This is a genomic window from Actinomycetospora chibensis (assembly GCF_028737215.1).
GTDB classification, from domain to species: domain Bacteria; phylum Actinomycetota; class Actinomycetes; order Mycobacteriales; family Pseudonocardiaceae; genus Actinomycetospora; species Actinomycetospora chibensis.
This window is the reverse complement of the sequence record NZ_JAQZAM010000002.1, coordinates 413386-436964: the sequence shown is the minus strand read 5'-3', so window position 1 is coordinate 436964 and position 23579 is coordinate 413386. Positions and strand designations below refer to the sequence as shown.

At 71.9% G+C, this 23579-nt stretch carries 21 protein-coding genes, 2 tRNA genes and 1 pseudogene; 15 read left to right on the top strand and 9 right to left on the bottom strand.

Going from position 1 to position 23579, the window contains the following annotated elements; all coding sequences use genetic code 11:
* Positions 1 to 44 precede the first annotated feature (44 nt).
* The gene (gene yidC / locus PH189_RS04600; RefSeq protein WP_274187564.1) at positions 45 to 1274 is read right to left on the bottom strand and encodes a membrane protein insertase YidC; all 1230 of its coding nucleotides are present in this window, start codon (positions 1272 to 1274) and stop codon (positions 45 to 47) included.
* Complete coding sequence (yidD, locus tag PH189_RS04595; protein ID WP_337994127.1) at positions 1268 to 1645, bottom strand: membrane protein insertion efficiency factor YidD; 378 nt, start codon at positions 1643 to 1645, stop codon at positions 1268 to 1270. Before yidD ends, yidC begins: the two co-directional genes overlap by 7 nt.
* 153 nt (positions 1646 to 1798) lie before the next feature.
* Between yidD and PH189_RS04590 the strand changes: the two genes are divergently transcribed.
* Entirely contained in the window at positions 1799 to 2587 is a 789-nt protein-coding gene (locus tag PH189_RS04590) for an FkbM family methyltransferase (RefSeq protein WP_274187563.1), read from the top strand.
* On the opposite strand, the gene rnpA is transcribed toward PH189_RS04590, so the two are convergent.
* Positions 2577 to 2954: a ribonuclease P protein component gene (gene rnpA / locus PH189_RS04585; protein WP_274187562.1), complete on the bottom strand. Its 378-nt coding sequence runs from the start codon at positions 2952 to 2954 to the stop codon at positions 2577 to 2579. The two genes, PH189_RS04590 and rnpA, sit on opposite strands and share 11 nt — an antisense overlap.
* Before the next feature lie 140 nt (positions 2955 to 3094).
* A complete protein-coding gene (rpmH, locus tag PH189_RS04580) occupies positions 3095 to 3238 on the bottom strand; it encodes a 50S ribosomal protein L34 (protein ID WP_274187561.1) in 144 nt (47 codons plus the stop codon).
* Between the two features lie 396 nt (positions 3239 to 3634).
* Here rpmH and dnaA point away from each other — a divergent pair, with 396 nt between their 5' ends.
* The 8 genes and pseudogenes from dnaA to gyrA all read left to right on the top strand — a co-directional run bounded on the left by dnaA (position 3635) and on the right by gyrA (position 16656).
* Positions 3635 to 5284 carry a chromosomal replication initiator protein DnaA gene (dnaA, locus tag PH189_RS04575; protein ID WP_274187560.1) on the top strand — a complete coding sequence of 550 codons (1650 nt, stop codon included), beginning with the start codon at positions 3635 to 3637 and terminating at the stop codon, positions 5282 to 5284.
* Between the two features lie 737 nt (positions 5285 to 6021).
* Entirely contained in the window at positions 6022 to 7260 is a 1239-nt protein-coding gene (dnaN, locus tag PH189_RS04570) for a DNA polymerase III subunit beta (RefSeq protein ID WP_274187559.1), read from the top strand.
* A gap of 57 nt (positions 7261 to 7317) precedes the next feature.
* Positions 7318 to 8250: pseudogene (gene gnd / locus PH189_RS04565) on the top strand (phosphogluconate dehydrogenase (NAD(+)-dependent, decarboxylating)); the annotation flags it as partial.
* A gap of 10 nt (positions 8251 to 8260) precedes the next feature.
* The gene (gene recF / locus PH189_RS04560; RefSeq protein ID WP_274187558.1) at positions 8261 to 9436 is read left to right on the top strand and encodes a DNA replication/repair protein RecF; all 1176 of its coding nucleotides are present in this window, start codon (positions 8261 to 8263) and stop codon (positions 9434 to 9436) included.
* A 49-nt stretch (positions 9437 to 9485) separates the two neighbouring features.
* Positions 9486 to 10154: a DciA family protein gene (locus PH189_RS04555; RefSeq protein ID WP_378015008.1), complete on the top strand. Its 669-nt coding sequence runs from the start codon at positions 9486 to 9488 to the stop codon at positions 10152 to 10154.
* 216 nt (positions 10155 to 10370) lie between these two features.
* Complete coding sequence (gyrB, locus tag PH189_RS04550; RefSeq protein ID WP_274187557.1) at positions 10371 to 12392, top strand: DNA topoisomerase (ATP-hydrolyzing) subunit B; 2022 nt, start codon at positions 10371 to 10373, stop codon at positions 12390 to 12392.
* A 176-nt stretch (positions 12393 to 12568) separates the two neighbouring features.
* Complete coding sequence (locus PH189_RS04545) at positions 12569 to 13969, top strand: MFS transporter (RefSeq protein ID WP_274187556.1); 1401 nt, start codon at positions 12569 to 12571, stop codon at positions 13967 to 13969.
* 179 nt (positions 13970 to 14148) lie between these two features.
* Positions 14149 to 16656 carry a DNA gyrase subunit A gene (gene gyrA / locus PH189_RS04540; protein WP_274187555.1) on the top strand — a complete coding sequence of 836 codons (2508 nt, stop codon included), beginning with the start codon at positions 14149 to 14151 and terminating at the stop codon, positions 16654 to 16656.
* Positions 16657 to 16668: 12 nt separating this feature from the next.
* On the opposite strand, the gene PH189_RS04535 is transcribed toward gyrA, so the two are convergent.
* Complete coding sequence (locus PH189_RS04535; RefSeq protein WP_274187554.1) at positions 16669 to 17025, bottom strand: hypothetical protein; 357 nt, start codon at positions 17023 to 17025, stop codon at positions 16669 to 16671.
* Between the two features lie 184 nt (positions 17026 to 17209).
* Here PH189_RS04535 and PH189_RS04530 point away from each other — a divergent pair, with 184 nt between their 5' ends.
* Together PH189_RS04530 and PH189_RS04525 are read left to right on the top strand one after the other, a co-directional pair.
* Positions 17210 to 17812 carry a DUF3566 domain-containing protein gene (locus PH189_RS04530; protein ID WP_274187553.1) on the top strand — a complete coding sequence of 201 codons (603 nt, stop codon included), beginning with the start codon at positions 17210 to 17212 and terminating at the stop codon, positions 17810 to 17812.
* A 75-nt stretch (positions 17813 to 17887) separates the two neighbouring features.
* A tRNA-Ile gene (locus PH189_RS04525) sits at positions 17888 to 17961 on the top strand.
* Positions 17962 to 18042: 81 nt separating this feature from the next.
* Here PH189_RS04525 and PH189_RS04520 read toward each other — a convergent pair.
* From PH189_RS04520 to PH189_RS04505, 4 genes are all read right to left on the bottom strand, one after another.
* A complete protein-coding gene (locus PH189_RS04520; protein WP_274187552.1) occupies positions 18043 to 18456 on the bottom strand; it encodes a histone-like nucleoid-structuring protein Lsr2 in 414 nt (137 codons plus the stop codon).
* 115 nt (positions 18457 to 18571) lie between these two features.
* Positions 18572 to 19015 carry an SRPBCC family protein gene (locus tag PH189_RS04515; protein ID WP_274187551.1) on the bottom strand — a complete coding sequence of 148 codons (444 nt, stop codon included), beginning with the start codon at positions 19013 to 19015 and terminating at the stop codon, positions 18572 to 18574.
* Positions 19015 to 19863: a phosphoenolpyruvate hydrolase family protein gene (locus tag PH189_RS04510; RefSeq protein ID WP_274187550.1), complete on the bottom strand. Its 849-nt coding sequence runs from the start codon at positions 19861 to 19863 to the stop codon at positions 19015 to 19017. The genes PH189_RS04515 and PH189_RS04510 overlap by 1 nt, the downstream gene beginning before the upstream one ends.
* A complete protein-coding gene (locus tag PH189_RS04505; RefSeq protein WP_274187549.1) occupies positions 19860 to 21053 on the bottom strand; it encodes a Tm-1-like ATP-binding domain-containing protein in 1194 nt (397 codons plus the stop codon). The genes PH189_RS04510 and PH189_RS04505 overlap by 4 nt, the downstream gene beginning before the upstream one ends.
* A 128-nt stretch (positions 21054 to 21181) precedes the next feature.
* Here PH189_RS04505 and PH189_RS04500 point away from each other — a divergent pair, with 128 nt between their 5' ends.
* The 4 genes from PH189_RS04500 to PH189_RS04485 all read left to right on the top strand — a co-directional run bounded on the left by PH189_RS04500 (position 21182) and on the right by PH189_RS04485 (position 23566).
* A complete protein-coding gene (locus tag PH189_RS04500; RefSeq protein ID WP_274187548.1) occupies positions 21182 to 21304 on the top strand; it encodes a DLW-39 family protein in 123 nt (40 codons plus the stop codon).
* Positions 21305 to 21313: 9 nt separating this feature from the next.
* A tRNA-Ala gene (locus PH189_RS04495) sits at positions 21314 to 21386 on the top strand.
* A 378-nt stretch (positions 21387 to 21764) separates the two neighbouring features.
* A complete protein-coding gene (locus tag PH189_RS04490; RefSeq protein ID WP_274187547.1) occupies positions 21765 to 22991 on the top strand; it encodes a tyrosine-type recombinase/integrase in 1227 nt (408 codons plus the stop codon).
* A 266-nt stretch (positions 22992 to 23257) separates the two neighbouring features.
* Positions 23258 to 23566 (top strand): DF family (seleno)protein, encoded by a 309-nt coding sequence (locus PH189_RS04485; RefSeq protein ID WP_274187546.1) that lies wholly within the window; start codon positions 23258 to 23260, stop codon positions 23564 to 23566.
* The last annotated feature ends 13 nt before the right edge of the window (positions 23567 to 23579 follow it).

Genomic DNA, 23579 nt, shown 5'->3' with positions numbered 1-23579 from the left:
TCGGGCCGGGGGGTCGCGACGGCCCGGAGGCCGTCCGCGTGGCTCTACTTCTTCTTCTTGCTGTTCGGGCGCTTGCCCTGGCCCGACGACGCGAGCTGTCCGTTCTTGCCGCCGGCGCCGTTGCCGCCGCCCTTGCCGGCGTTCTTCGCGGAGCCGTTGCCGGACCCGTTGGACGAGCCGTTCGCCGAGCCGTTCGCACCGACCTTGCCGGGGGCGGCGTTGCCGGAGGTCTGGCGACCACCCGAACGGGCGGGTCCGACCTTGCCCGGGGCGCGGCGGCCCGAACCGCCGCCGGCCTTCTTGCCGCCGGGCTTCGCGCCGGGCTTCGGTGCGGTGGTGGGCGCGGGGGCCTCGACCACGTCGTCGGTGGCCACGGGGTCGTCGCTCACGTCGACGTCGGCGTCCGCCGCGCGCTGGCGCTGCGGCTTCTGACCGGGCCGCGGGGCGAGCGCGTCACGCTGCTCGCGTGCCTGCTCGCGCTTCTCCTCCTCCTCGCGGGCGATCTTGCGGTAGATGAGGAACTGCTGGGTGAGCGTCCAGGTGTTCTGGCTCAGGAAGTAGATGAGGATCGCGATCGGGAAGAAGACACCGAAGACCAGCAGACCGGCCGGGAACAGCCACATCGTGATCTTGCCCATGATCGCCGCCTGCGGGTTCGCCGCGGCCGCCGGGCTCTGGTGCTGCTGCGAGACGCGCGCGGTGAAGTGGGTGGCGACCGCCGCGAGGATCATCAGCGGGAGGGCCACCGGCAGGACGTGGGCCTGGAAGTCGCCGAAGTTGAAGCTGAAGGTGCCCAGCGACTGCATCCCGCCGGCGACCGCCTCGTTCAGCCGCACGCCGAAGATGTCGGCGTTGGTGAACGACTCGATGTCGGCGCGGTCGAAGACGTAGTTGTACGGATAGTTCGGCTGGAACCCGCGGAGCACGTGGAACAGGCCGATGAAGACCGGCAGCTGCACCAGGAGGGGGAGACAGCCGCCGAGGGGGTTGACCCCGTGCTCCTTCTGGAGCTTCTGCATCTCCTCGGCGAGCTTGGTGCGGTCGTTCTTGTACTTCTCCTGCAGCTTCTTGATCTGCGGCTGGAACTCCTGCATCTTGCGCATCGAGCGCACCTGGCTGATGAAGGGCTTGATCAGCAGCGCCCGGAGCGTGAAGACGAGGAAGATCACCGACAGCGCCCAGCCGAGGCCGCTGGCGGGACCGAGGAGGAAGCCGAACACCTCGTGCCAGAACCACATGATTCCCGACACGGGGTAGTAGATGAAGTTCAGCACGACTCTCGCTCCTCGGTGTGGGGGGTGTCGGCCCCCGTGTCGGCGGCGCGGCGGGGCCACCCGCACCACGTCCGGTGCCCGCGGGGTGGCACCGGGTCCAGGCCTCCAGGGTGCCAGGGGGCGCACTTGGCCACCCTGACCAGGGTCAACCCCGTGCCGATCACGACCCCGTGGGTGCGCAGCGCCTCGATGCCGTAGGCGCTGCAGGTGGGGTGGAATCGGCACGAGGGCGGGAACATCGGCGAGATCCAGCGCCGGTAGAAGCCGAGCACGGCGACGAGCACCCGGACCGCGATCGACGGCCGGCCGGCGGGGCCGTCATCGGGGGCGTCGGCGGGCGCCGGGGATTCCGTCGCCGACGCTCTGCGCACCGGTGCTCGGTCCTCCACCGATGCCGTCCTCCTCGTCTCCGACCGGGCCGTCCGCTGGGCGGACGGCGGCCGTCGCCTCCATGGTGCCTGTCCACGGGCCGGGAAGCGACCGCCGCCCGAACGGGTCCGGAGCACCGTGGGAGCATCCGCGCCGTGTCGATCGCCGGAGGCCCTCCCACCGAACGGACCGCCCGCGGCACCCGCCGTTCGCGCGTCGTCCGCATCGCCCTCTCGGCCGCCGCAAGCCGGGGCTCGGTCGTCGAGAAGGAGATCCTCGGCCTGGCCGACGTCGTCGGGCCGGGCGACGTCTGCCTCGACGTCGGCGCCGAGTTCGGCCTCTACACCCACGTGCTCGCCGACCTCGTCGGACCCGACGGCGCCGTGCACGCCTTCGAGCCCCAGCACGGAGCCCACCGGGCGCTGGAGCTCGGGGTGCGCGCCGCCGGCCTGTCCTGGGTGTCGCTGCACCGCATCGCCCTCGGCGCGACGCCCGGGACGGCGCACCTCTCGGTGCCCCGACGACGCGGGCTGCCCGTGCACGGCCGTGCCTACCTCACCGCGGGCGCGCAGGACGCCGGCCCGAACCGCGAGTTCGCCGGGCACCGGCTGGAGTCCGTGGCCGTCGAGACCCTCGACTCGATCGTCGCCGACCTCGGTATCGAGCGCGTCACCCTGGTGAAGGCCGACGTCGAGGGTGCCGAGGGGGCGCTGCTGGACGGCGCAGCCGGCCTGCTCGCCGCTCATCGCCCGCACCTGCTGCTCGAGATCGAGGATCGCCACACCCGCAAGTACGGCGTGGGCGCCGACGAGCTCTTCGCCCGCCTCACGGGTGCGCTCGGGTACCGGGCGTACACCTGGTCCGCCGGCAGGAGGATGTCAGGGGCCTGGCGGCCCGTCGCGGGGATCGTCGACACCGAGCGCAACTACCTCTTCACTCCGTGAGCCGCGGCCCGGTGAGACCCAGCCGCGCGAGGGCGGCGTCGAGGTCGTCACCGAGCTCGGACGAGGTCGCGTCCGCCGCCGCTGGCTGCGCGCGGATCACCAGGTCGGTGCCGGGCGGCAGGCCCTCGAGGCGCGGGCGCAGCAGGTGGCGCAGCCGCCTGCTCACGCGATGACGCGTGACCGCGGGGCCGACGCCACGTCCCACGACGAGGCCGGCCCGGGCGGGGTGCCCCGGTGCGGAGGCCGTGGACGCCGTCGGTGCGACCAGCGCGTGCACCACGAGGCGGCGGCGCCCGGCCCGCCGGCCCCGGCGCAGCACGAGGCGGAAGTCCTGGGGCCGCGTGATGCGGCGGGGGCGGGGGAGCACGGCGGCGTGAGGGCGCGGACACGGCACCGACGCGGCACCACCGGGCCGACGCGGGGCCCGACACACGACGACGGGACCGCGTCCGGAGGGAGCGGTCCCGTCGAGGAGATCGTGCCGGCCGGTCGGGCCGGTGACGCCGGTCAGGCGCTGAGCTGGTCGCGGCCCTTGCGGCGACGGGCGGCGAGGACCGCACGGCCGGCGCGCGTGCGCATGCGCAGCCGGAAGCCGTGCGTCTTGGAACGCCGACGGTTGTTCGGCTGGAACGTGCGCTTGCCCTTGGCCACTTTCGGGTTCTCCTGCTCCCACGCGCCACGTGATTGCGGCGCCACGGTCAGTGCCGACCACCCCGTCGGGGGCCGACTCCGGTCGCAACCAGGGTAGCCGGTGGCGCACCGAGGAGCGCACCCCGGTCGCCGCACGACCCACACCGCCGTCCGGGGGGAGGTTGTGGGCCCCGCCGAACGCTTGTTAGCGTCCTTCACCCGTCGAGGACGCGGCCTTCGCCCCGCGCTCACCGTGCCGTCGACCGGAACCGAGCCCGGGCGCCGGGGGGCCGCCCCGCACCCGCGCGTCACCGTCCGTACGACGTCGTGCACAGTTGTGGACAGAACTGTGGATACGCGCGCCCTCGGCCGGTCGGGCGAGCGCACACGGCGGGCAGGGGACGGAGGGGGTGCCCGGTGTCGGACCAGCTCTTCGACCTCGACGAGACCTGGGGCCAGGTCGTCGCCGAACTCACCGCGGGCTCCGTCGAGGGTGCCGCGCTCTCCCCCCAGCAGCGCGCGTGGGTCCGCGTGACGCGCCCCCTCGGGCTCCTCGACGACACGGCCCTGCTGGCCGCCCCGAGCGAGTTCGCCAAGGAGGCCATCGAGCGCGCGCTGCGCGACCCGATCGTCGCCGCGCTCTCCCGCCACATCGGCCGGCCGGTCTCGCTCGCCGTGCGGGTGGACCACAGCGCCCGCCCCGCGCCCGAGGTCGGGCCGAGCACGTCCCCGCTGCCGCGGCTCTCGATGCCGTCGTCCGACGGCGACCACGCCGGCAACGGCCACCACGGGCCCGACACCGGGTACCTGTCGGCCACCACCTCGTCCCACCGCGCCGAGGCGATCGCCGCGGCCGCCGGGGTCGGGCGCGTGACGCACAACCCGGACCGGTCGCACCCCGAGGAAGAGGTCGACGAGGTCCGCGACGGGCTCGCGGCGGTGCAGGAGATCTGGCCTCCGCGCGGGCCCGGCGAGCCGATGGGCGGGATGCGCGACACCGGCCCGGACCCGGCCCGGGGCGCGCCGCGCTCCCAGACGCGGCTCAACGAGAAGTACACGTTCGACACGTTCGTCATCGGCGCCTCGAACCGCTTCGCCCACGCCGCCGCCGTCGCGGTGTCCGAGGCCCCGGCGCGCGCCTACAACCCGCTCTTCGTCTGGGGCGACTCCGGACTCGGCAAGACACACCTGCTGCACGCCGTCGGGCACTACGCGCAGCGCCTCTTCGCCGGCATGCGCGTGCGCTACGTGTCCACCGAGGAGTTCACGAACGACTTCATCAACTCGCTGCGCGACGACCGCAAGGTGGCGTTCCAGCGCCGCTACCGCGACGTCGACGTGCTGCTGGTGGACGACATCCAGTTCCTGGAGGGCAAGGAAGGCACCCAGGAGGAGTTCTTCCACACCTTCAACACCCTGCACAACGCGAACAAGCAGATCGTCGTGTCCTCCGACCGGCCGCCCAAGCGGCTGGAGACGCTGGAGGACCGCCTGCGCACCCGCTTCGAGTGGGGCCTGATCACCGACATCCAGCCGCCCGAGCTCGAGACGCGCATCGCGATCCTTCGCAAGAAGGCCGCCGGCGAGCGGATGGCCGCGCCGCCCGAGGTGCTCGAGTTCATCGCCGACCGCATCGAGCGCAACATCCGCGAGCTCGAGGGCGCCCTGATCCGCGTGACGGCGTTCGCGTCGCTCAACCGGCAGCCGATCGACCTCCAGCTCGCCGAGATCGTCCTGCGCGACCTCATCCCCGACTCCCGCCAGTCGGAGATCACCGCTCCGACGATCATGGCCGTGACCGCCGAGTTCTACTCGGTGTCCATCGACGACCTCTGTGGGCCGGGCAAGACCAAGGCCCTCGCGCTGAGCCGGCAGATCGCGATGTACCTGTGCCGCGAGCTCACCGACCTCTCCCTGCCACGCATCGGCCAGATGTTCGGCAACCGCGACCACACCACGGTCATGCACGCGGACAAGAAGATCCGCAAGGAGATGGCCGAGCGTCGCCGGACCTACGAGCAGGTCCAGGAGCTCACCGCGCGCATCAAGCAGCGCGCCCGCGGCTGAGGCCGCGTCCCGCAGGCCGCCTCGTCCCGCCTTGTGCGGTGCCGGGGCAGCGAGGGCGTCCCTCGCTGCCTCCGACGCAGCCGGGGCGTCCCTCGCTGCGACGTGCTCGCTCCCGCGCCGCCCGCACGGGCCCGTTCGTCACGCTACGTCGAGAACTACCCCTCCTCGGGCGACGCTGTGTGACCACAGGAAGCATCCGCCGCGCGCCGAGACGTCGCCGGTCATCGACGAACACCGAAGTCGGTAGCACAACGCGATCGGTCGACTCCCGATCGACCCACAGCTGGGGACAAGTCTGTGGACATCTGTCCGGACACGGTGGAGGGAGATGAGAAAACAGGACGCCGCCGGGCTCTGTCCACCGGACACGCCGATCCGTCCCCGGATCCGGGCATCCGCCGCGCCGAGTGATCCCCACGCCGCCGCGCCGCCCCACCTGCGGCGACGTCCGCCGTCCACACCGTGCACAGGACCTACTACTCCTACTGCCTTTCCCTTCTAGGAGAACTACAGAAGAACAGGTGGTGTGGACGGGTCGATCGGCTCGCCGGACGATCGGGGCCGGAGTACCCGATCGGCTCGGATCGGGAGCGGGCCCGGAGTGTCGGACCCCTCGTGCACGCTCTACCGTGATGCACCCGCGCCGGGGTGCGTCCCAGCCGGCAGTTCAGGACGCCAGCACCACCTGGCCCAGACCGGCTCACAAGACAGACCGGCCCACAGGGGGAGGACCCGCGATGAAGTTCCGCGTCGAACGAGACGCCCTCGCCGACGCCGTGGCCTTCGTCGCCCGCAGCCTCCCGAGCCGCGCGCCGGTCCCGGTGCTCGGCGGCGTCCTGCTCGACACCGAGGGCGACGGCACGCTGACGGTCTCCGGCTTCGACTACGAGGTCTCCGCGCGGGTCGAGGTGCCGGCGATGATCGGCGACGCCGGTCGCGCACTGGTCTCGGGCCGCCTGCTCGCCGACATCACGCGGGCGCTGCCGCCGCACCCGGTCGACGTCACCGTCGACGGGCCGCGCGCCACCATCGCCTGCGGCAACGCCCGGTTCAGCCTCCCGACGATGTCGGCCGAGGACTACCCGCAGCTGCCCGACATGCCGCCTGTCGCCGGAGCCCTCGCGCCCGAGGTGTTCGCCCAGGCCGTCTCGCAGGTGGCCGTGGCCGCCGGCCGGGACGACACGCTGCCGATGCTCACCGGCATCCGCATCGAGATCGACGGCTCGACGCTCACCCTCGCGGCCACCGACCGCTTCCGCCTCGCCGTCCGGGAGTTCACCTGGGAGCCGGGCGAGAGCGCGGGCGGCGGCGAGTCCGGCGAGGTCGCGCTGCTCGCCCCGGCCAAGACCCTCGCGGAGGCGGCGAAGACGCTCACGTCGTCGGGCTCGCGCATCGAGCTGGCGCTGGCACGCGGCGACGGGCTGCTCGGCCTCGCCGGCGGCGGGCGCCGCTCGACGACGCGTCTGCTGGACGCCGAGTTCCCGCGCTACCGGCAGCTGCTGCCCAAGGAGCACACGTCCGCGGCGGTGCTCGAGATCGCCCCGCTCGTCGAGGCCATCAAGCGCGTCTCGCTCGTGGCCGAGCGCGGCACCCAGGTCCGCCTGGAGTTCGCCGACGACACCCTGCGGCTCACGGCCGGCGGCGACGACGAGGGCAGCGCGGAGGAGGAGATCTCCTGCCGTTTCGTCGGCGAGCCGCTGACGATCGCGTTCAACCCCGGCTACCTGCTCGACGGGCTCTCCGCGCTCGGCGCCGAGCACGCCCACCTCTCGTTCACCACGCCGAGCCGCCCGGCGCTGCTGCGCCCCGCGATGCCGCCCGGCGAGGACGCGGCCGCCGCGTCCGGCGACGGTGCCGAGCCCGCGGGCGGCGGTGCCACCGCCGTCGAGCCCGGGCCGGGTGACGCCGTGGACGATCTCCCCGAGCCCCGTCCCGGGTACCTCTACCTCCTGATGCCGGTGCGGCTGCCGGGCTGAGCCCGGGCCGCCCGGGCGCACACCCACCCGAGCGCAGGAGCCGTCCCCCGCCGGGCGGCCGACCGAGAGGAACGCGACGTGCAGCTGGGGATGGTCGGGCTCGGACGCATGGGCGGCAACATGGCCGAACGGCTCCGGTCCGCCGGGCACGAGGTCGTGGGGTACGCCAACGACGGATCCGGTGACGTGCAGTCGCTGGACGAGCTGGTCAAGGCGCTCTCGGCGCCGCGCACGGTGTGGCTGATGGTCCCCGCGGGCGCGGCCACCCACTCGACGGTGCAGAGCCTCGCCGAGCTGCTCGAGGCCGGCGACCTCGTGATCGACGGCGGCAACAGCAGGTACACCGACGACACCGTCCACGCCGAGCTGCTCGACGGCCACGGCATCCGCTACGTCGACTGCGGCGTGTCGGGCGGCGTCTGGGGTCGCACCGAGGGCTACGGGCTCATGGCCGGGGGCGACGCCGCCGACATCGAGCGGCTGCTGCCGGTGTTCGACGCCCTGCGCCCGGAGGGGCCGCGCGAGGAGGGCTTCGTCCACGCCGGGCCGGTCGGGGCGGGTCACTACGCGAAGATGGTCCACAACGGCGTGGAGTACGGCCTCATGCAGGCCTACGCCGAGGGCTACGAGCTGCTCAGCGCCGGCGGCCCGGTGGACAACGTCGGCGCGGTGATGAAGGCGTGGAGCCGCGGCACGGTGGTGCGCAGCTGGCTGCTCGACCTCATGGTCCGGGCGCTCGAGGCCGACCCGCACCTCGACCAGATCACCGGCTACGCCGAGGACTCCGGCGAGGGCCGCTGGACGGTCGACGAGGCGATCGTGCACGCCGTGCCCGCGCCCGTGATCTCGGCGGCGCTGTTCGCGCGCTTCGCCTCCCGCCAGGTCGACTCGCCGGCCATGAAGGCGGTCGCGGCCCTGCGCGCCCAGTTCGGCGGCCACGCCACCCACAAGGCGGGCGATGCCGCCAACGAGCCGCCGACGGGCGGCTGACGGCCGGGCCGTGTACGTCAGACACCTCTCGGTCACCGATTTCCGCTCCTGGGAGCAGGCCGACCTGGACTTCTCGCCGGGGGTCTCGGTGCTGGTGGGCGCCAACGGCCAGGGCAAGACGAACCTCGTCGAGGCGGTGGGCTACCTCGCCACCCTCGCGTCGCACCGGGTGGCCGGTGACGCCCCGCTGATCCGGCGGGACGCGAGCTCGGCGAGCATCCGGGCGGTGGCCGTCAACGAGGGTCGCGAGCTCACCGTGCAGGTCGAGATCGCGAGCGGGAGGGCCAACCGCGCCCGCGTCAACCGTTCGCCGGTGCGCAGCCCCCGCGAGGTGCTCGGCATCGTGCGCACGGTCGTGTTCGCCCCCGAGGACCTCGCCCTGGTCCGGGGCGACCCCGGCGAGCGCCGCCGTTTCCTCGACGACCTACTGGTCGCCCGCGCGCCACGATGGGCCGGGGCGCGGGCGGACTACGACAAGGTGCTGCGCCAGCGCTCGGCCCTGCTCAAGACCGCCCGCCACGCGCGCGGCGACACGAGCACCCTGGACGTGTGGGACGCCCACCTCGCCCGTGCCGGGGCGGTGCTCGTCGCCGGGCGCCTGGAGCTCACCGCCGCGCTGGCCCCGCACGTGCGGGACGCCTACGCCGCGGTGGCGCCGGAGTCCGAGCCGGTGGGGGCGCGCTACCGCTCGCGCGCCGAGACGGTGGACGCCCTGGGGGGCGAGGCAGCACCGTCCACGCCCGAGGAGATCGAGGCGCTGCTGCTCGACGAGATGCGCCGTCGCCGCAACCAGGAGATCGAGCGCGGGGTGTGCCTCGTCGGCCCGCACCGCGATGACCTCGAGCTCACGCTCGGGACGGGCCAGGCGAAGGGGTACGCCAGCCACGGGGAGTCGTGGTCGCTGGCGCTCGCGCTGCGCCTGGGGGCGTTCGAGCTGCTCCGCGGAGAGGGCTCCGAGCCCGTCCTGATCCTCGACGACGTCTTCGCCGAGCTGGACGCCCGGCGACGCCGGGCGCTGGCGCGGACCGCGGTGAACGCAGAGCAGGTGCTCGTCACCGCCGCGGTGGACGACGATGTCCCGAACGACCTGCAGGGGGCACGCTTCGTGGTCGATTCGGGCACGGTGCGTGAGATGAGTGCGGCGGCACGGACGACAGGGGGTGCTCCTGGTGAGCCGGACGCGTGACAACGGTGGAGGTCCTGGGGACAGACCTGTGGATGCTGTGGACAACTCCCTGAACAGATCCGCGGGAGCCTCCCGCCCGGGCCCGGATCCGGGGCGGGAGCAGGGACGTCGCCCCGGGGACGCTGTCCACACACCCGAACGATCCGATGGGAGTACTCCGGACGACCGGAGCACCCCGGCGACGGGCGAGGAGAAGCGTGGCGCGGACCTCGCCCGGGACGCCCTCGCCGCCGCCCGGGCCGCGAGCGCCGCGCGTCGGGCCGTCGACGGGGGCGCGGCGGGGATCCGCAAGCCGGTGCGGCGCACCGGGACGGGCATGGGACGCCCGCGCCGTCGTGGCTGGTCGGGCTCGGGTGCCGATGAGCGCGACCCGCAGATGCTCGGACGGTTGGCGTCGCGGCTGTCCGGAGACCGCGGGTGGGCGCCGCGCCTCGCGAACGGGTCGGTCTTCGGGCGGTGGGCCGAGCTGGTGGGCGAGGAGGTCGCCGAGCACGCCCGTCCCGTCTCCCTGCGCGACGGCGTCCTCACCGTCGCGGCCGACTCGACGGCCTGGGCCACCCAGCTGCGCCTGCTGCAGCGCCAGCTGATCGGGAAGCTGGCGGCCGGGCTCGGTGACGGGGTCGTGAAGACGATGCGCATCCACGGTCCGACCGCGCCGAGCTGGCGTCGCGGGCCCCGCCACGTCTCGGGCCGCGGACCCCGCGACACGTACGGCTGACGGTCCGCGCGACCGGTCCGACGACGGGCCGTCAGAGGCGCGCGGGATGCCTCGCGGCCGGTCGGACCCTCCCGATGCCGATTCGTGCGCCGTGTGACGCGCTGAGCCGCGTGCCCGGCCCGTTCTGGGATGGGTGACCCGGTAGACTGGAGGCAGATGTTCCGCCCGCGCGCGATGCGCACGGGTCGTGTCCACGCGAGGGAGACACCAGAGCCCGTGGCAGCCGCACCGAACTCGGCCCAGAAGAAGAACAACGGGGACTACAGCGCCTCGTCCATCACCGTCCTCGAGGGCCTCGAGGCAGTCCGCAAGCGGCCCGGCATGTACATCGGCTCCACGGGTGAGCGCGGTCTGCACCACCTCATCTGGGAGGCCGTGGACAACTCCGTCGACGAGGCGATGGCCGGCTACGCCAGCAGCGTGTCGGTGACGCTGCAGGCGGACGGCGGGATCGCCGTCGTCGACGACGGCCGTGGCATCCCGGTCGACGAGCACCCGGTGGAGAAGAAGCCCGCCGTCGAGATGGTCATGACCATGCTCCACGCCGGCGGCAAGTTCGACGACAAGTCGTACGCGGTCTCCGGCGGTCTGCACGGTGTCGGCATCAGCGTCGTCAACGCGCTGTCCACCGCGCTCGACGTCGAGATCCACCGCGACGGCCAGATCTGGACCCAGCACTACGACCACTCGGTGCCCGGCCCGCTCAACCAGGTCGGCAAGACCAAGAAGACCGGTACGTCGATCACCTTCTGGGCCGACCCGGCGATCTTCGAGTCGACCACCTACAACTTCGAGACGATCTCGCGCCGCCTGCAGGAGATGGCCTTCCTCAACAAGGGCCTGACCATCCACCTGCGCGACGAGCGCAAGCCCGAGGGCGCCGACGCCGACGGCACGGACCTCGACGAGGCCCCGGACGCCGAGGGCTACGTCTCGAAGGTCACGGAGCGCACGTTCCACTACCCGGGCGGCCTCGAGGACTTCGTCGCCCACATCAACCACGCCAAGGACCCGATCCACCGCAAGCCGGTGGGGTTCCAGGCGGAGGGCACCGGCCACCAGGTCGAGGTCGCGATGCAGTGGAACTCGGGCTACTCCGAGTCCGTCTACACCTTCTGCAACACGATCAACACGACCGAGGGCGGCACCCACGAGGAGGGCTTCCGCTCCGCGCTCACCGCGACGGTCAACCGCTACGCGCGGGACAAGAAGCTCATCAAGGACAAGGACCCGGCGCTCACCGGCGACGACATCCGCGAGGGTCTCGCCGCGATCGTGTCGGTGAAGGTCGCCGAGCCGCAGTTCGAGGGCCAGACCAAGACCAAGCTCGGCAACACCGAGGTGCGCTCGTTCGTCCAGAAGGTGTGCAACGAGCACCTCGGCGACTGGTTCGAGTCTAACCCGGCCGAGGCCAAGACCATCATCAACAAGGCGGTCGGCTCGGCGCAGGCCCGTCTCGCGGCCCGTAAGGCCCGCGAGCTGGTGCGCCGCAAGACGGCCGGCGACCTCGGCGGCCTGCCCGGCAAGCTCGCCGACTGCCGCAGCAACGACCCCGAGCGCAGCGAGGTCTACATCGTCGAGGGCGACTCGGCGGGCGGCTCGGCCAAGTCGGGTCGCGACTCGATGTTCCAGGCGATCCTCCCGATCCGAGGGAAGATCATCAACGTCGAGAAGGCCCGGATCGACCGCGTCCTCAAGAACAACGAGGTCCAGTCGATCATCACGGCGCTCGGCGCGGGCATCCACGACGAGTTCGACCTCTCCAAGCTGCGCTATCACAAGATCGTGCTGATGGCCGACGCCGACGTGGACGGCCAGCACATCCGCACCCTGCTGCTGACGCTGCTGTTCCGGTTCATGCGACCGCTGGTGGAGCACGGCCACGTGTTCCTCGCGATGCCCCCGCTGTACAAGATCAAGTGGGGTGGGCGGAACGCCGAGCCGGAGTTCGCCTACAGCGACCGCGAGCGCGACAGCCTGATCGAGGCCGGTCGGGCCGCCGGTAAGAAGATCAACAAGGATGACGGCGTCCAGCGCTACAAGGGCCTCGGCGAGATGAACGCCAAGGAGCTGTGGGAGACCACGATGGACCCCGCGACCCGGCTGATGCAGCGGGTCACGCTGGACGACGCCGCCACCGCGGACGAGCTCTTCAGCGTGCTCATGGGCGAGGACGTCGAGTCCCGGCGTTCGTTCATCACCCGCAACGCGAAGGACGTGCGCTTCCTCGACGTGTAGTCGAGGTCGAGGCTCGAGGGCCCGGGTGCCGCGGGATGTTTCCCGTGGAACCCGGGCCCTCGTCCGTGCTCCGGTGTGCGGACGGCCCCGTCCCCGATGCCCGCCGTCGTGCAGACGGCCCAGTTCTGGGACGGGTTCTTTGCCGGTCCTTGACCTTGTCGTGAGCGGGTCGTTCCATGTCCCAGCACCCCGACGACGAGGAGCACGCCATGGTCACCGACGCCTCCGGGTCCGACACCGTCGGCGGCGACCGCCCCGGCCCCTCGCTGCGCGTTCCCCGCAAGGTCGCCCTGGCCAGCCTGGTCGGCACGACCATCGAGTGGTTCGACTTCTTCATCTACGGCACCGCGGCCGCGCTGGTGTTCGGGAAGCTGTTCTTCCCGTCCGCCTCGCCCACCGCCGGCACCATCGCCGCCTTCGGCACGTTCGCGGCCGGCTTCCTCGCCCGGCCCTTCGGTGGTGCGGTGTTCGCGCACTTCGGCGACCGGGTGGGCCGCAAGCCCATGCTCGTGTGGTCGCTGCTGCTCATGGGCGCGTGCACGGTCGCGATCGGCCTGTTGCCCAGCTACGGCGCCATCGGCGTCGCGGCCCCGATCCTGCTCGTGGTGCTGCGCATCGGGCAGGGCTTCGGCGTCGGCGGGGAGTGGGGCGGCGCCGCGCTCATGGCCGTCGAGAACGCGCCCCCGAACCGTCGAGGTTTCTACGGGAGCTGGCCCCAGGTCGGGGTGCCGCTCGGCCTCGTGTGCGGCACGGGGGCGTTCCTCGTCCTCGACCTCACGTTGACCGAGGCGCAGTTCCTCTCGTGGGGATGGCGCGTCCCGTTCCTGGCCAGTGCCGCGCTCATCGCCGTCGGGATGTGGATCCGCCTGACCGTGGCCGAGAGCCCGGTCTTCCGTGAGTCCATGGAGACGAAGTCCGCGGCGCGGATGCCGGTGGTCGAGGCGTTCCGCACCTACCCGAAGGAGATCCTGCTCGCCGCCGGGTCGTTCCTCGCCACCAACGCGACGTTCTACGTCGGCTCGGTCTGGCTGGTCTCCTACGCCACGACGACCCTGGGCTACGACCGCACGGAGATCCTCGCGGCGAACACCGCGCTGTCCGCGTCGGACATCCCGATGATCCTGCTGCTCGGCCTGCTCTCGGACTACGTGGGCCGACGGCGGATGTTCCTCGCCGGCATGGGGCTGCTCGCGGTGTTCGGCATCCCGTACTTCCTGCTCGTGGGCACGGGGAACCTGGCGCTGTTCATCCTCGGCGGCCTCGTCGTGCAGGCGTGCCGGAGCGCGGTCTACGGGCCGCAGTCGGCCTACTTCGCCGAACAGTTCCCCACCCGCCTGCGCTACAGCGGCGCCTCGCTGGCCTACCAGCTCGCCTCGATCCTCGGCGGGATCGCGCCGACGATCTGCGCGGTCCTGGTGGCCTGGACGGGCAGCCTGATGTCCGTCGCCATCTACGTCGTGGGAATGGCGCTGATCTCCCTCGCGTGCTCGTACGCCATGACCGAGACCCTCTCCCGTGGCCTGCTCGACGACCCGCGGGCGCCCCAGGACGCCACCGCGGGACGCTCCGCCGGCTGATCCCCGGACGCGGTCGGAGGACGCGCCGCCGGGGGAACCGGGAGCGCGTCGGCGTCGTCGGTAGAATCGGGTGGTTGGGTCCACGGCCGTGCTGGTCGCGGGCCCGGTGAACGGGCCGCCCCCCTCGAGACGACGCGGTGTCCGCCGCGCCCGGGGCGCCAGAAGGGGAGACCGACCGCGTGACCGAGACGACCCTGCCTCCTGACTCCGGCGAGCGCATCGAGCCGGTCGACATCCAGCAGGAGATGCAGCGCTCCTACATCGACTACGCGATGTCGGTCATCGTGGGTCGGGCGCTGCCGCTGGTGGAGGACGGGCTCAAGCCGGTCCACCGCCGCGTCCTGTACTCGATGTACGACTCCGGGTTCCGGCCCGACCGCAGCTACGTCAAGTGCGCCCGCGTCGTCGGCGACGTGATGGGCAACTACCACCCGCACGGCGACTCGGCGATCTACGACGCCCTCGTGCGCCTCGCTCAGCCGTGGTCGATGCGCTACCCGCTGATCGACGGCCAGGGCAACTTCGGCTCGCCGGGCAACGACCCGGCCGCGGCCATGCGCTACACCGAGTGCCGGCTGACGCCGCTCGCGATGTCCATGCTCGCGAACATCGACGAGGAGACCGTCGACTTCGCGGACAACTACGACGGCCGCACCCAGGAGCCGACGGTCCTCCCGGGCCGGGTGCCCAACCTGCTGATCAACGGCAGCGCCGGGATCGCCGTCGGCATGGCCACCAACATGCCGCCGCACAACCTGCGCGAGGTGGCCGCGGGCGCGACGTGGGCGCTCGACAACCCGGAGGCCTCGGAGGAGGAGACCCTCGAGGCGCTCATGGGCTTCATCAAGGGCCCGGACTTCCCCACCGCCGGCCTCGTGGTCGGCTCCGACGGCATCGAGTCGGCCTACCGCACCGGTCGCGGGTCGATCCGCATGCGGGCGGTGGTCGAGGCCGAGGAGGACGCCAAGGGGCGCACGATCCTGGTGGTCACCGAGCTGCCCTACCAGGTCAACCCGGACTCCCTCATCGAGTCGATCGCGACGCTGGTGCGCGACGGACGCATCAACGGCATCGCCGAGATCAACGACGAGTCGTCGGACCGCGTGGGCCGCCGGATCGTCATCACGCTGCGCCGCGACGCCGTCGCGAAGGTCGTGCTGAACAACCTCTACAAGCACACGCAGCTGCAGTACAGCTTCGGCGTCAACATGCTCTCGATCGTCGACGGCGTGCCGCGCACCCTGCGCCTCGACCAGATGATCCGGCACTGGATCCGCCACCAGATCGACGTGATCGTTAGGCGCACCCGTTACCGCCTGCGCAAGGCCGAGGAGCGGGCCCACATCCTGCGTGGCCTGGTCAAGGCACTCGACGCGCTCGACGAGGTCATCGCCCTCATCCGCGCGTCGGAGACCGTCGACATCGCGCGCTCCGGCCTGATGGACCTCCTCGAGATCGACGAGATCCAGGCCCAGGCGATCCTGGACATGCAGCTGCGTCGCCTGGCCGCCCTCGAGCGCCAGAAGATCATCGACGAGCTGGCCGAGATCGAGGAGACGATCCGCGACCTCGAGGACATCCTCGCCCGCCCGGAGCGGCAGCGGCAGATCGTCCGCGACGAGCTCGGCGAGATCGTCGAGAAGTACGGCGACGAACGTCTGACGCGCCTCGTCGGCTACGACGGCGAGGTCGCCGACGCCGACCTCATCGCGGTCGAGGACGTCGTCGTCACCATCACCCGCACCGGCTACGCGAAGCGCACCAAGACCGACCTCTACCGCGCGCAGAAGCGCGGCGGGCGCGGTGTCCAGGGCGCGACGCTCAAGCAGGACGACCTCGTGGCGCACTTCTTCGTGTGCTCCACGCACGACTGGCTGCTCTTCTTCACCAACAAGGGCCGGGTGTACCGGGCCAAGGCCTACGAGCTGCCCGAGGCCAACCGCAACGCGCGCGGTCAGCACGTGGCGAACCTCCTCGCGTTCCAGCCCGAGGAGCAGATCGCCCAGGTCATGCACATCAAGGACTACGACGCGGCGCCGTACCTGGTGCTCGCGACGAAGGCCGGCCTGGTGAAGAAGTCGCGCCTCACCGACTTCGACTCCAACCGCGCCGGCGGCCTCATCGGCATCAACCTGCGCGAGAGCGACGAGCTGGTCGGCGCCGTGCTCTGCTCCGGGGACGACGACCTGCTCCTGGTCTCCGCCGAGGGCCAGTCGATCCGCTTCACGGCCACCGACGACGCCCTGCGTCCGATGGGCCGGGCGACGTCCGGCGTCACCGGCATGCGGTTCAACTCCGGCGACGAGCTGCTCTCGCTCGGCGTGGTGCGCGAGGGGACGTTCCTGCTGGTCGCGACCGGCGGGGGTTACGCGAAGCGCACGCCGATCGACGAGTACCCGGTGCAGGGGCGCGGCGGCAAGGGCGTGCTGACCCTGCAGTACGACCGGCGTCGCGGGACGCTGGTCGGCGCCCTGATCGTGGAGCTCGACGACGAGCTCTACGCGATCACGACGAGCGGCGGGGTGATCCGGACGACGGCCAAGTCGGTGCGCAAGGCGGGTCGCCAGACGAAGGGGGTGCGCCTGATGAACCTCGGCGAGACCGGCACCCTGCTCGCCATCGCTCGCAACGCCGAGGAGGCGGCCGACCCCGATGCGGGCGGCCCGACCTCCCCGCCGCAGCCCTGATCCCTGATCCCGTCACCGACCGACGAGACGAGTCCTCGTGAGCACACCGAGCAAGCCGGACGACCCGGACCACGCCCCGTCGTCGGAGACGTCGGGCAAGGGTGGGGTGCGGACGAGCACGGAGGAGCCGGCTCCGGAGACGGAGAGCCCGAACGCGGAGTCGACGACCCGGGTACAGGCCGTCGACGAGGACAGGGGCTCCGCGGACCGCGACCAGGCCGAGGCGGCGGGCACCGAGCCGACGCCCGGTGAGTCGTCGCCGACTCCGGACACCGCCGGTGAGTCGACGTCCTCCTCGGGCGGCTCGGCCGGGCCGCCCCCGCCGTGGCAGCGGGGCGGCGCGGCCACCGGTCCGCCGTCGGGTCCCATGCCGAGCACGGGGCGGCCCGGACCGCGTCCGGCCGGCCCGCCCACCCCGGCCGGTGGCCAGCCGCGCGCCGGAGGTCCCCCCGGTGGCGCGCACCCGCCGTCGGGTCCGTTCCCACGACCCGGCGGCCCGGGACCGCAGGGCGGGCCGGGTGGTCCGGGCAACGGCCGTCCTCCGCAGGAGGGCATGGGCACACCGGCCGGCGGCATCACCGCCGCCGTGCGGACGTCGGCGCCCACCGGGACCGGCCGACCCGGCGGGACGGGCGACGGCGGTGGCGCCGGGCAGCCGGCCTCCTCGGGCATCGACGCGCCCACCAATCAGCTCTCGCCGGAGCAGCTGGGGCTGCGCGGCCGCGAGTCCGACGAGCCACGGCGCGAGCCCGACGACGTCGCCGAGCTGGCGGCGGGACGTCCCCGCAGCAGCAAGGCGCCCCGGCGGGCGAGCCTGCAGGTCCGGCGCTTCGACCCGTGGTCGGTGCTGAAGCTCGCCCTCGTGCTGGGTGTCGCGCTGTTCTTCGTGTGGATGTTCGCGGTGGGCGTGCTCTACGCGGTGCTCGACGGCATGGGCGTGTGGGCGCAGCTCAACGGCACCTACCAGGACCTCACCTCGGACTCGGGCGGCGGCGGCGAGCTCATCACCGCGGGCGGTGTCTTCGGCGTCGCGGCGGTCATCGGCGTCGTGAACATCATCCTGTTCACCGCGCTCGCGAGCGTGTCGGCGTTCATCTACAACATCTCGGCCGACGTCGCGGGAGGCATCGAGGTCACGCTCTCGGAGCGCGACTGACGGCCTCGGGGCGGGTGCTCGGCGCCCGGTGCCCGTCGGGTACCGTGGCGTCCGCACCTGGTTGGGTTGCTGCGAGGGCCCATAGCTCAGTTGGTTAGAGCGCGTCGCTGATAACGACGAGGTCGCTGGTTCAAATCCAGCTGGGCCCACCCACTCGGTGCCACCTCACCGGACACGAAGAACGGCCCCGGAGCATCGCGCTCCGGGGCCGTTCTTCGTGGATGCGGGTCTCAGCCCGAGAACGACGCGGCGTGGTCGGAACCCTTGCGCTGGGCCTCCCAGGCCTCGACCACGTTGTTCGGCACGCGGCCGCGGTCGGAGACCTCGAAGCCCTGGCCCTTGGCCCACTCGCGGATCTGCTTGGAGGTCTCGCGGTCGTAACCGCCGGGGGACGTCGCCCGCGGGGTGCCGGTGCCGGCACCCGAACGACGACGGCCGTTGCCGCCGGCGGAGGACCGCCGACCGCCGGTGCGACGCGCGGCGGCGACGTACTCCGCGAGCGCGTCCCGGAGCCGGGCGCTGTTCTTGTCGTCGAGATCGATCTCGTACGTGACCCCGTCGAGCGCGAACTCGACCGTGGTGATGTCCTCGGCCTCTTCGCCGGTCAGGTCGTCGACCAGGGTGACGATGGTCTTCTGGGCCATGGCGGGCGTGACTCCTCACTTGTCCATGGAATCGACGCGGTGTCGTTCGATGTCACTCGACATTAGCAAAGGAAAGGGCACATGTTCGCACCGCACTCCTTTCGTGCCGTGGACGTCACTCCTCGGGCGACAAATACGAGACCAGACCGTTCAGCCCGGCGCCGAACACATCGCGGCCGAACAGAGTACAGAGCCGCTCGGAGTCGGCGAGATGGCAGTCGAACACGACGCCCCACACGACGAAGGAATCCCCGGTCGTGGTGACGGGGAAGACCCGGACCGTGGATCGGTAGTCCTCGACCGGGAACGGCGAATCGAGGATCGCGTAGGTCAGGCGTCGTTCGCGGTCGTCGAGGGCGACGAGCCGTTCGCGCACCGTTCCGCCGTCGCCGAGGGTCAGACGGCGCACGGCGCCCACCTGGTCGCCGCGCAGGTCGCCCTCGAGTTCGCTGGCCTCGATCGCCGGCACCCACGAGGTGAGCCCGTCGAAATCGCGGATCACCCGCCACACGGTGTCGACGTCGGCGGGGATGACGGCGCTGCTGGTCACCTCGGGCATCAGGCGTGCTCCTCGTCGTTCGGTCGGTCGGGCCGCAGGGCGACGAACGCCCGGGTCGTGGCGGTGAGGGCCTGCTCGGTCGGCAGGCGTTCCATGCTGCTGGCGCCGTAGAAGCCGTGGCAGGTGCGCGTCCGGGACAGGACGTACGCCGCGTCCTCGGGCGACGAGACCGGCCCGCCGTGCACGAGCACCAGCACGTCGTCACGGACCTCGCGGGCGGCGGCCGCCCACTCGTCGACGAGTGCGACGCAGTCGTCCAGCGACTTCGCGGTCTGCGCGCCGATCGATCCGCCGGTGGTGAGACCCATGTGGCACACGACGATGTCCGCACCGGCGGCGGTCATCGCGCGGGCGTCGTCGACGGAGAACACGTAGGGCGTGGTGAGCAGATCCTCGTCGTGTGCGGCGGCGACCAGCTCGACCTCGCGGTCGAACCCCATCCCGGTCTCCTCGAGATTCACCCGGAAGGTGCCGTCGATGAGCCCGACCGTCGGAAAGTTCTGGATGCCCGCGAAGCCGAGTTCGCGCAGCTCCCGCAGGAACCGTGTGCGCAGCAGGAACGGGTCGGTGCCGTTCACGCCGGCGAGCACCGGGGTGTGCCGCACGACGGGGATGACCTCGCGCGCCATCTCGACGACGATGTCGTTGGCGTTGCCGTAGGCGAGCAATCCGGCGAGCGAACCCCGCCCGGCCATGCGATACCGGCCGGAATTGTAGATGACGATGAGGTCGATCCCGCCCTCCTCCTCGCAGCGGGCGGACAGGCCGGTGCCGGCGCCGCCGCCGACGATCGGCTCGCCGCGACCGACCTTGGCGCGGAGGCGCTCGATGATCTCGGCGCGGGTCACGGGCGTCCTCCGGTGATCTCCTCGAGGGCGGCGACGAGGGTCGCGGCGAACTCGGGGTCGTTGACGTGGTGCGGGCTCTCGACGATCCGGTGGCCGTCGTCGACGCGGAAGCGCTCGCGCAGGGTGTCGAACAGCGCGGCGTCCGCCTCGGCGTCGGCGAACGGCATGCCGGGCGCGTCGAGAGCCGAGACGCCGCCCGTCGGCAGGACGAGGCGCACCGGGCCGGGGCAGGCGTTGAGCTTGTCGGCCAGGAACTCCGCGGCGGCCCGGCACTCCTCGGGGGTCGTGCGCATCAGGGTCACCTGGGCGTTGTGCTCGTAGAGCGTCCGGCCGCGGAACCGCTCGGGCACGGTGTCGGGCGCGCCGAAGTTGACCATGTCCAGCGCCCCGACCGACCCCACCCAGGGGATCCCCGTGCGGGCGATCGCACCGAGACGGTCCTCCGTGGCGGCCATGATGCCGCCGACGACGAGGTCGGCGATCTCGGTGGTGCTGACGTCGACGACGGCCTCGACCAGACGGTCGTCGACGAGCTTCTCCATCGCGCGTCCGCCGGTGCCCGTGGCGTGGAAGACGAGGCAGTCCCAGTGGTCGGCGACCGCCTCGGTCACGGCCGTGACGCAGGGCGTCGTGACCCCGAACATCGTCAGCCCGAGCGCCGGCTTGTCCTGGGCCTGCGGCACGGGCGCCGCGATCGCCCCGCCCAGGGCGTGCGCGGCGTTGGACAGCACCCGTCGGCTGATGCGGTTGAGCCCGGCGACGTCGGTGACGGAGTACATGAGCGTGAGGTCCACCGAGCCGACGTACGGCGCGACGTTGCCCGAGGCCACCGTGGACACCACGATCTTCGGGACGCCGACCGGGAGACGCTGCAGCGCGGGCGTCACGAGGGCCGTGCCTCCGGATCCGCCGAGCGCGAGCACGCCCGCGAGATCGTCCCGGGTCGGCAGCCACCGCTCCAGCGCCTCGCTCATCGCCGACACCGAGCTCCCACGGTCGCCGGTGAACGCCTCGGCGCCGGCGACCTCCCGCGGCCCGACGTCGGCGCTCGTGGCGTCGGGGTCGGAGGTTCCGACGTCGACCGTCGTCACGTCGTGCCCCGCCTCCCCCAGGAGTCCGGCGACGTAGCGAAGCTCCTCGCCCTTCGTGTCGAAGGTGCCCACCACGTAGGCATGACCCGTCCCAGCCATCCGCGCTCCCGTCCACGACGCCGTCGTCCGACGGGACGGTTCCTACCGCCCGCGCCCGCTCCCGCGCGACCGGCAGGCGACGCCGGGCCCTGAGGTACCGTGAGCGGGTCGTCGACGGGAGGGGTGCGGTGAAGACCGTCGTTGCGCTCGCCCTGGCCGCCGGGGCGGCCCTGCTGGTCCGACGACAGCGGGACCAGAACCCCGCCAAGGAGGTCTGGCGCGACGCGACGAGGCCGTCGACGTCGTCGTAGACCCCCTCGGGGGACGTAGCTCAATTGGCAGAGCACCGCCTTTGCAAGGCGGGGGTTGAGGGTTCGATTCCCTTCGTCTCCACCCACCGTGACCAGCACAGACGTTGGTCCGAACCGGGTAACTTCCTCGCTCGTGGCACGGTTCGTGGCACGAGCTGGCCTACCTTCTCTGCTCATGGCGAAGGCCGTGCGCCCTCCCTCGCGCGATAAGGGCAACATCGAGCTGCTCCCGAGTGGAGCGCTGCGGGTGCGCGTCTACGCCGGCCAGGACCCCGTCACGAAGCGACGGCACAGCCTCGTCGAGACGGTTCCGGCCGGACCCAAGGCATGGGAGCGTGCCGAAGAGGTCCGTATCGGCTTCCTCGCCGACATCCGCAAGAGGCGCAACCCGCGGACGACCGCCACCGTCAACCAGCTGCTCGACCGCTACCTCGACCAGCACACCGGCGGTCGGCGCACGGTGGAGGGCTACCGGGAGTACGTCGACAAGCATGTCCGCCCGTTCATCGGTACATCGAAGGTTGGCGCGATCGACGCCGAGATCCTGGACTCGCTCTACGCCGAGATGCGGCGGTGCCGGGAGCACTGCCGCGACCGTCGAGGAGTCGATCACCGCACGACCCACCCTCACGAGTGCGATGTTCGGTGTCGACCGCATCGGTGCCGGTCGCTCGGGGCCGCGACGATCCGCAAGATTCACTACATCCTGAGCGGCGCCTACAAGCGCGCGGTGCGGTGGCGGTGGGTGGGCTCGAGCCCGATGGACCAGGCCGAGCCCCCGCCGGTGCCCGCACCCGACCCGCAGCCGCCGACACCCGAGGAAGCCGCGCGGCTCGTCGCCGAGGCGGGGCGCCGCGACCCCGACTGGGGGATGGTCGTCTGGCTTCTGATGGTCACCGGCGTTCGCCGAGGAGAAGTTTGCGGGCTGCGTTGGCGGTACGTCGACCTCGAGCGAGGCGTGATCACGATTCGGCGCGCGATCGCTGAGATCCGGAGCGAGACCGAGGAGAAGGACACCAAGACCCATCAGCGCCGCCACGTCACCATCGACCCCGGCACCGTCGAAGCCCTCGCCGAACATCGCCGCCGGTGGGAGGAGCGCTGCGCGGCTCTCGAGGTCGAGCTGTCACCGGATGCGTTCGTCTTCTCGGCGTCGCCGACTGGAGCGACGCACCTGACGCCGTCCTCGGTGACCCAGCGGTACAGCAAGATGGCCGACCGGCTTGGCATCGACACCCACCTCCACAACCTCCGGCACTACTCGGCGACCGAGCTCATCGCGGGTGGTGTCGACGTCCGCACGGTCGCCGGCCGGCTCGGCCACGGCGGCGGAGGCACGACGACACTTCGCGTCTACGCGGCATGGGTGGCGGAGGCTGACCAACGGGCAGCGCAGGGACTGGCCGACCGTCTGCCCGAGCGCCCGGCGCCCCCAGAGATCGACGACGTCGAGCGCGCGAAGACGGATCCGCGGTACCCGTTCGAGCGCATAGCCGTGACTCTGCGCGACCGCATCGGTTCCGGCGAGTGGCCAGTCGGCGCTCAGCTACCGACAGGGAAGCAGCTCGGCATCGACTTCGGCGTCTCGACTGCGACTGCTCAGCGAGCCGTGACTCTGTTGCAGGTTTGGGGTCTCGTCGAGGTGAGTCGTGGCCGGCGACCCAGTGTGCTCCCTCCGCAGGCGTGACTCGACGTGGTCCTGTTGCGCACGACCCTGTCGATGGCTCCTGGCGTAGTGGCTCAGCTCCACCCACGTGCGACGGCCCAGAGGCTGAGGCCACGACCCTGTCGGCGGAGCGCGCGCCACGTCCTGATCGTCCGCATGGGTGCGCAGACGACTGCACGTCGGACGGGTTCAAGTCCATCGAACGGGCGTACGACGCCGGGAGGTCGGCCAGCAGGCGGTGCCAACAACCATTCGATGCACGCGCTCGCCACGTTGATACTGGGGGCGTGAAGGTCGAGCTTCTCTACTTCGGCGGCTGCCCCAACGCGGAGAGGTACCTCCCCCACCTGCGGCAGATCGTCGCGACGACGAGCCACCAGCTCGTCGAACTCGAGATCATCGACGAGGAGCAGGCCGTCGCACAGTCCTTCTTGGGTTCTCCGACCGTCCGTGTCGACGGCCGCGACGTGGAGCCCGGAGCTGTCGAACGGGCCGACTTCGGCATGTCCTGCCGGATCTATCTCACCGCTGACGGGTCGCGTGGCACTCCGCCCGACGAGTGGGTGTGGCGTGCTCTGGATGAGCCCGAGGGCTGAGCCGGCCCGTGCG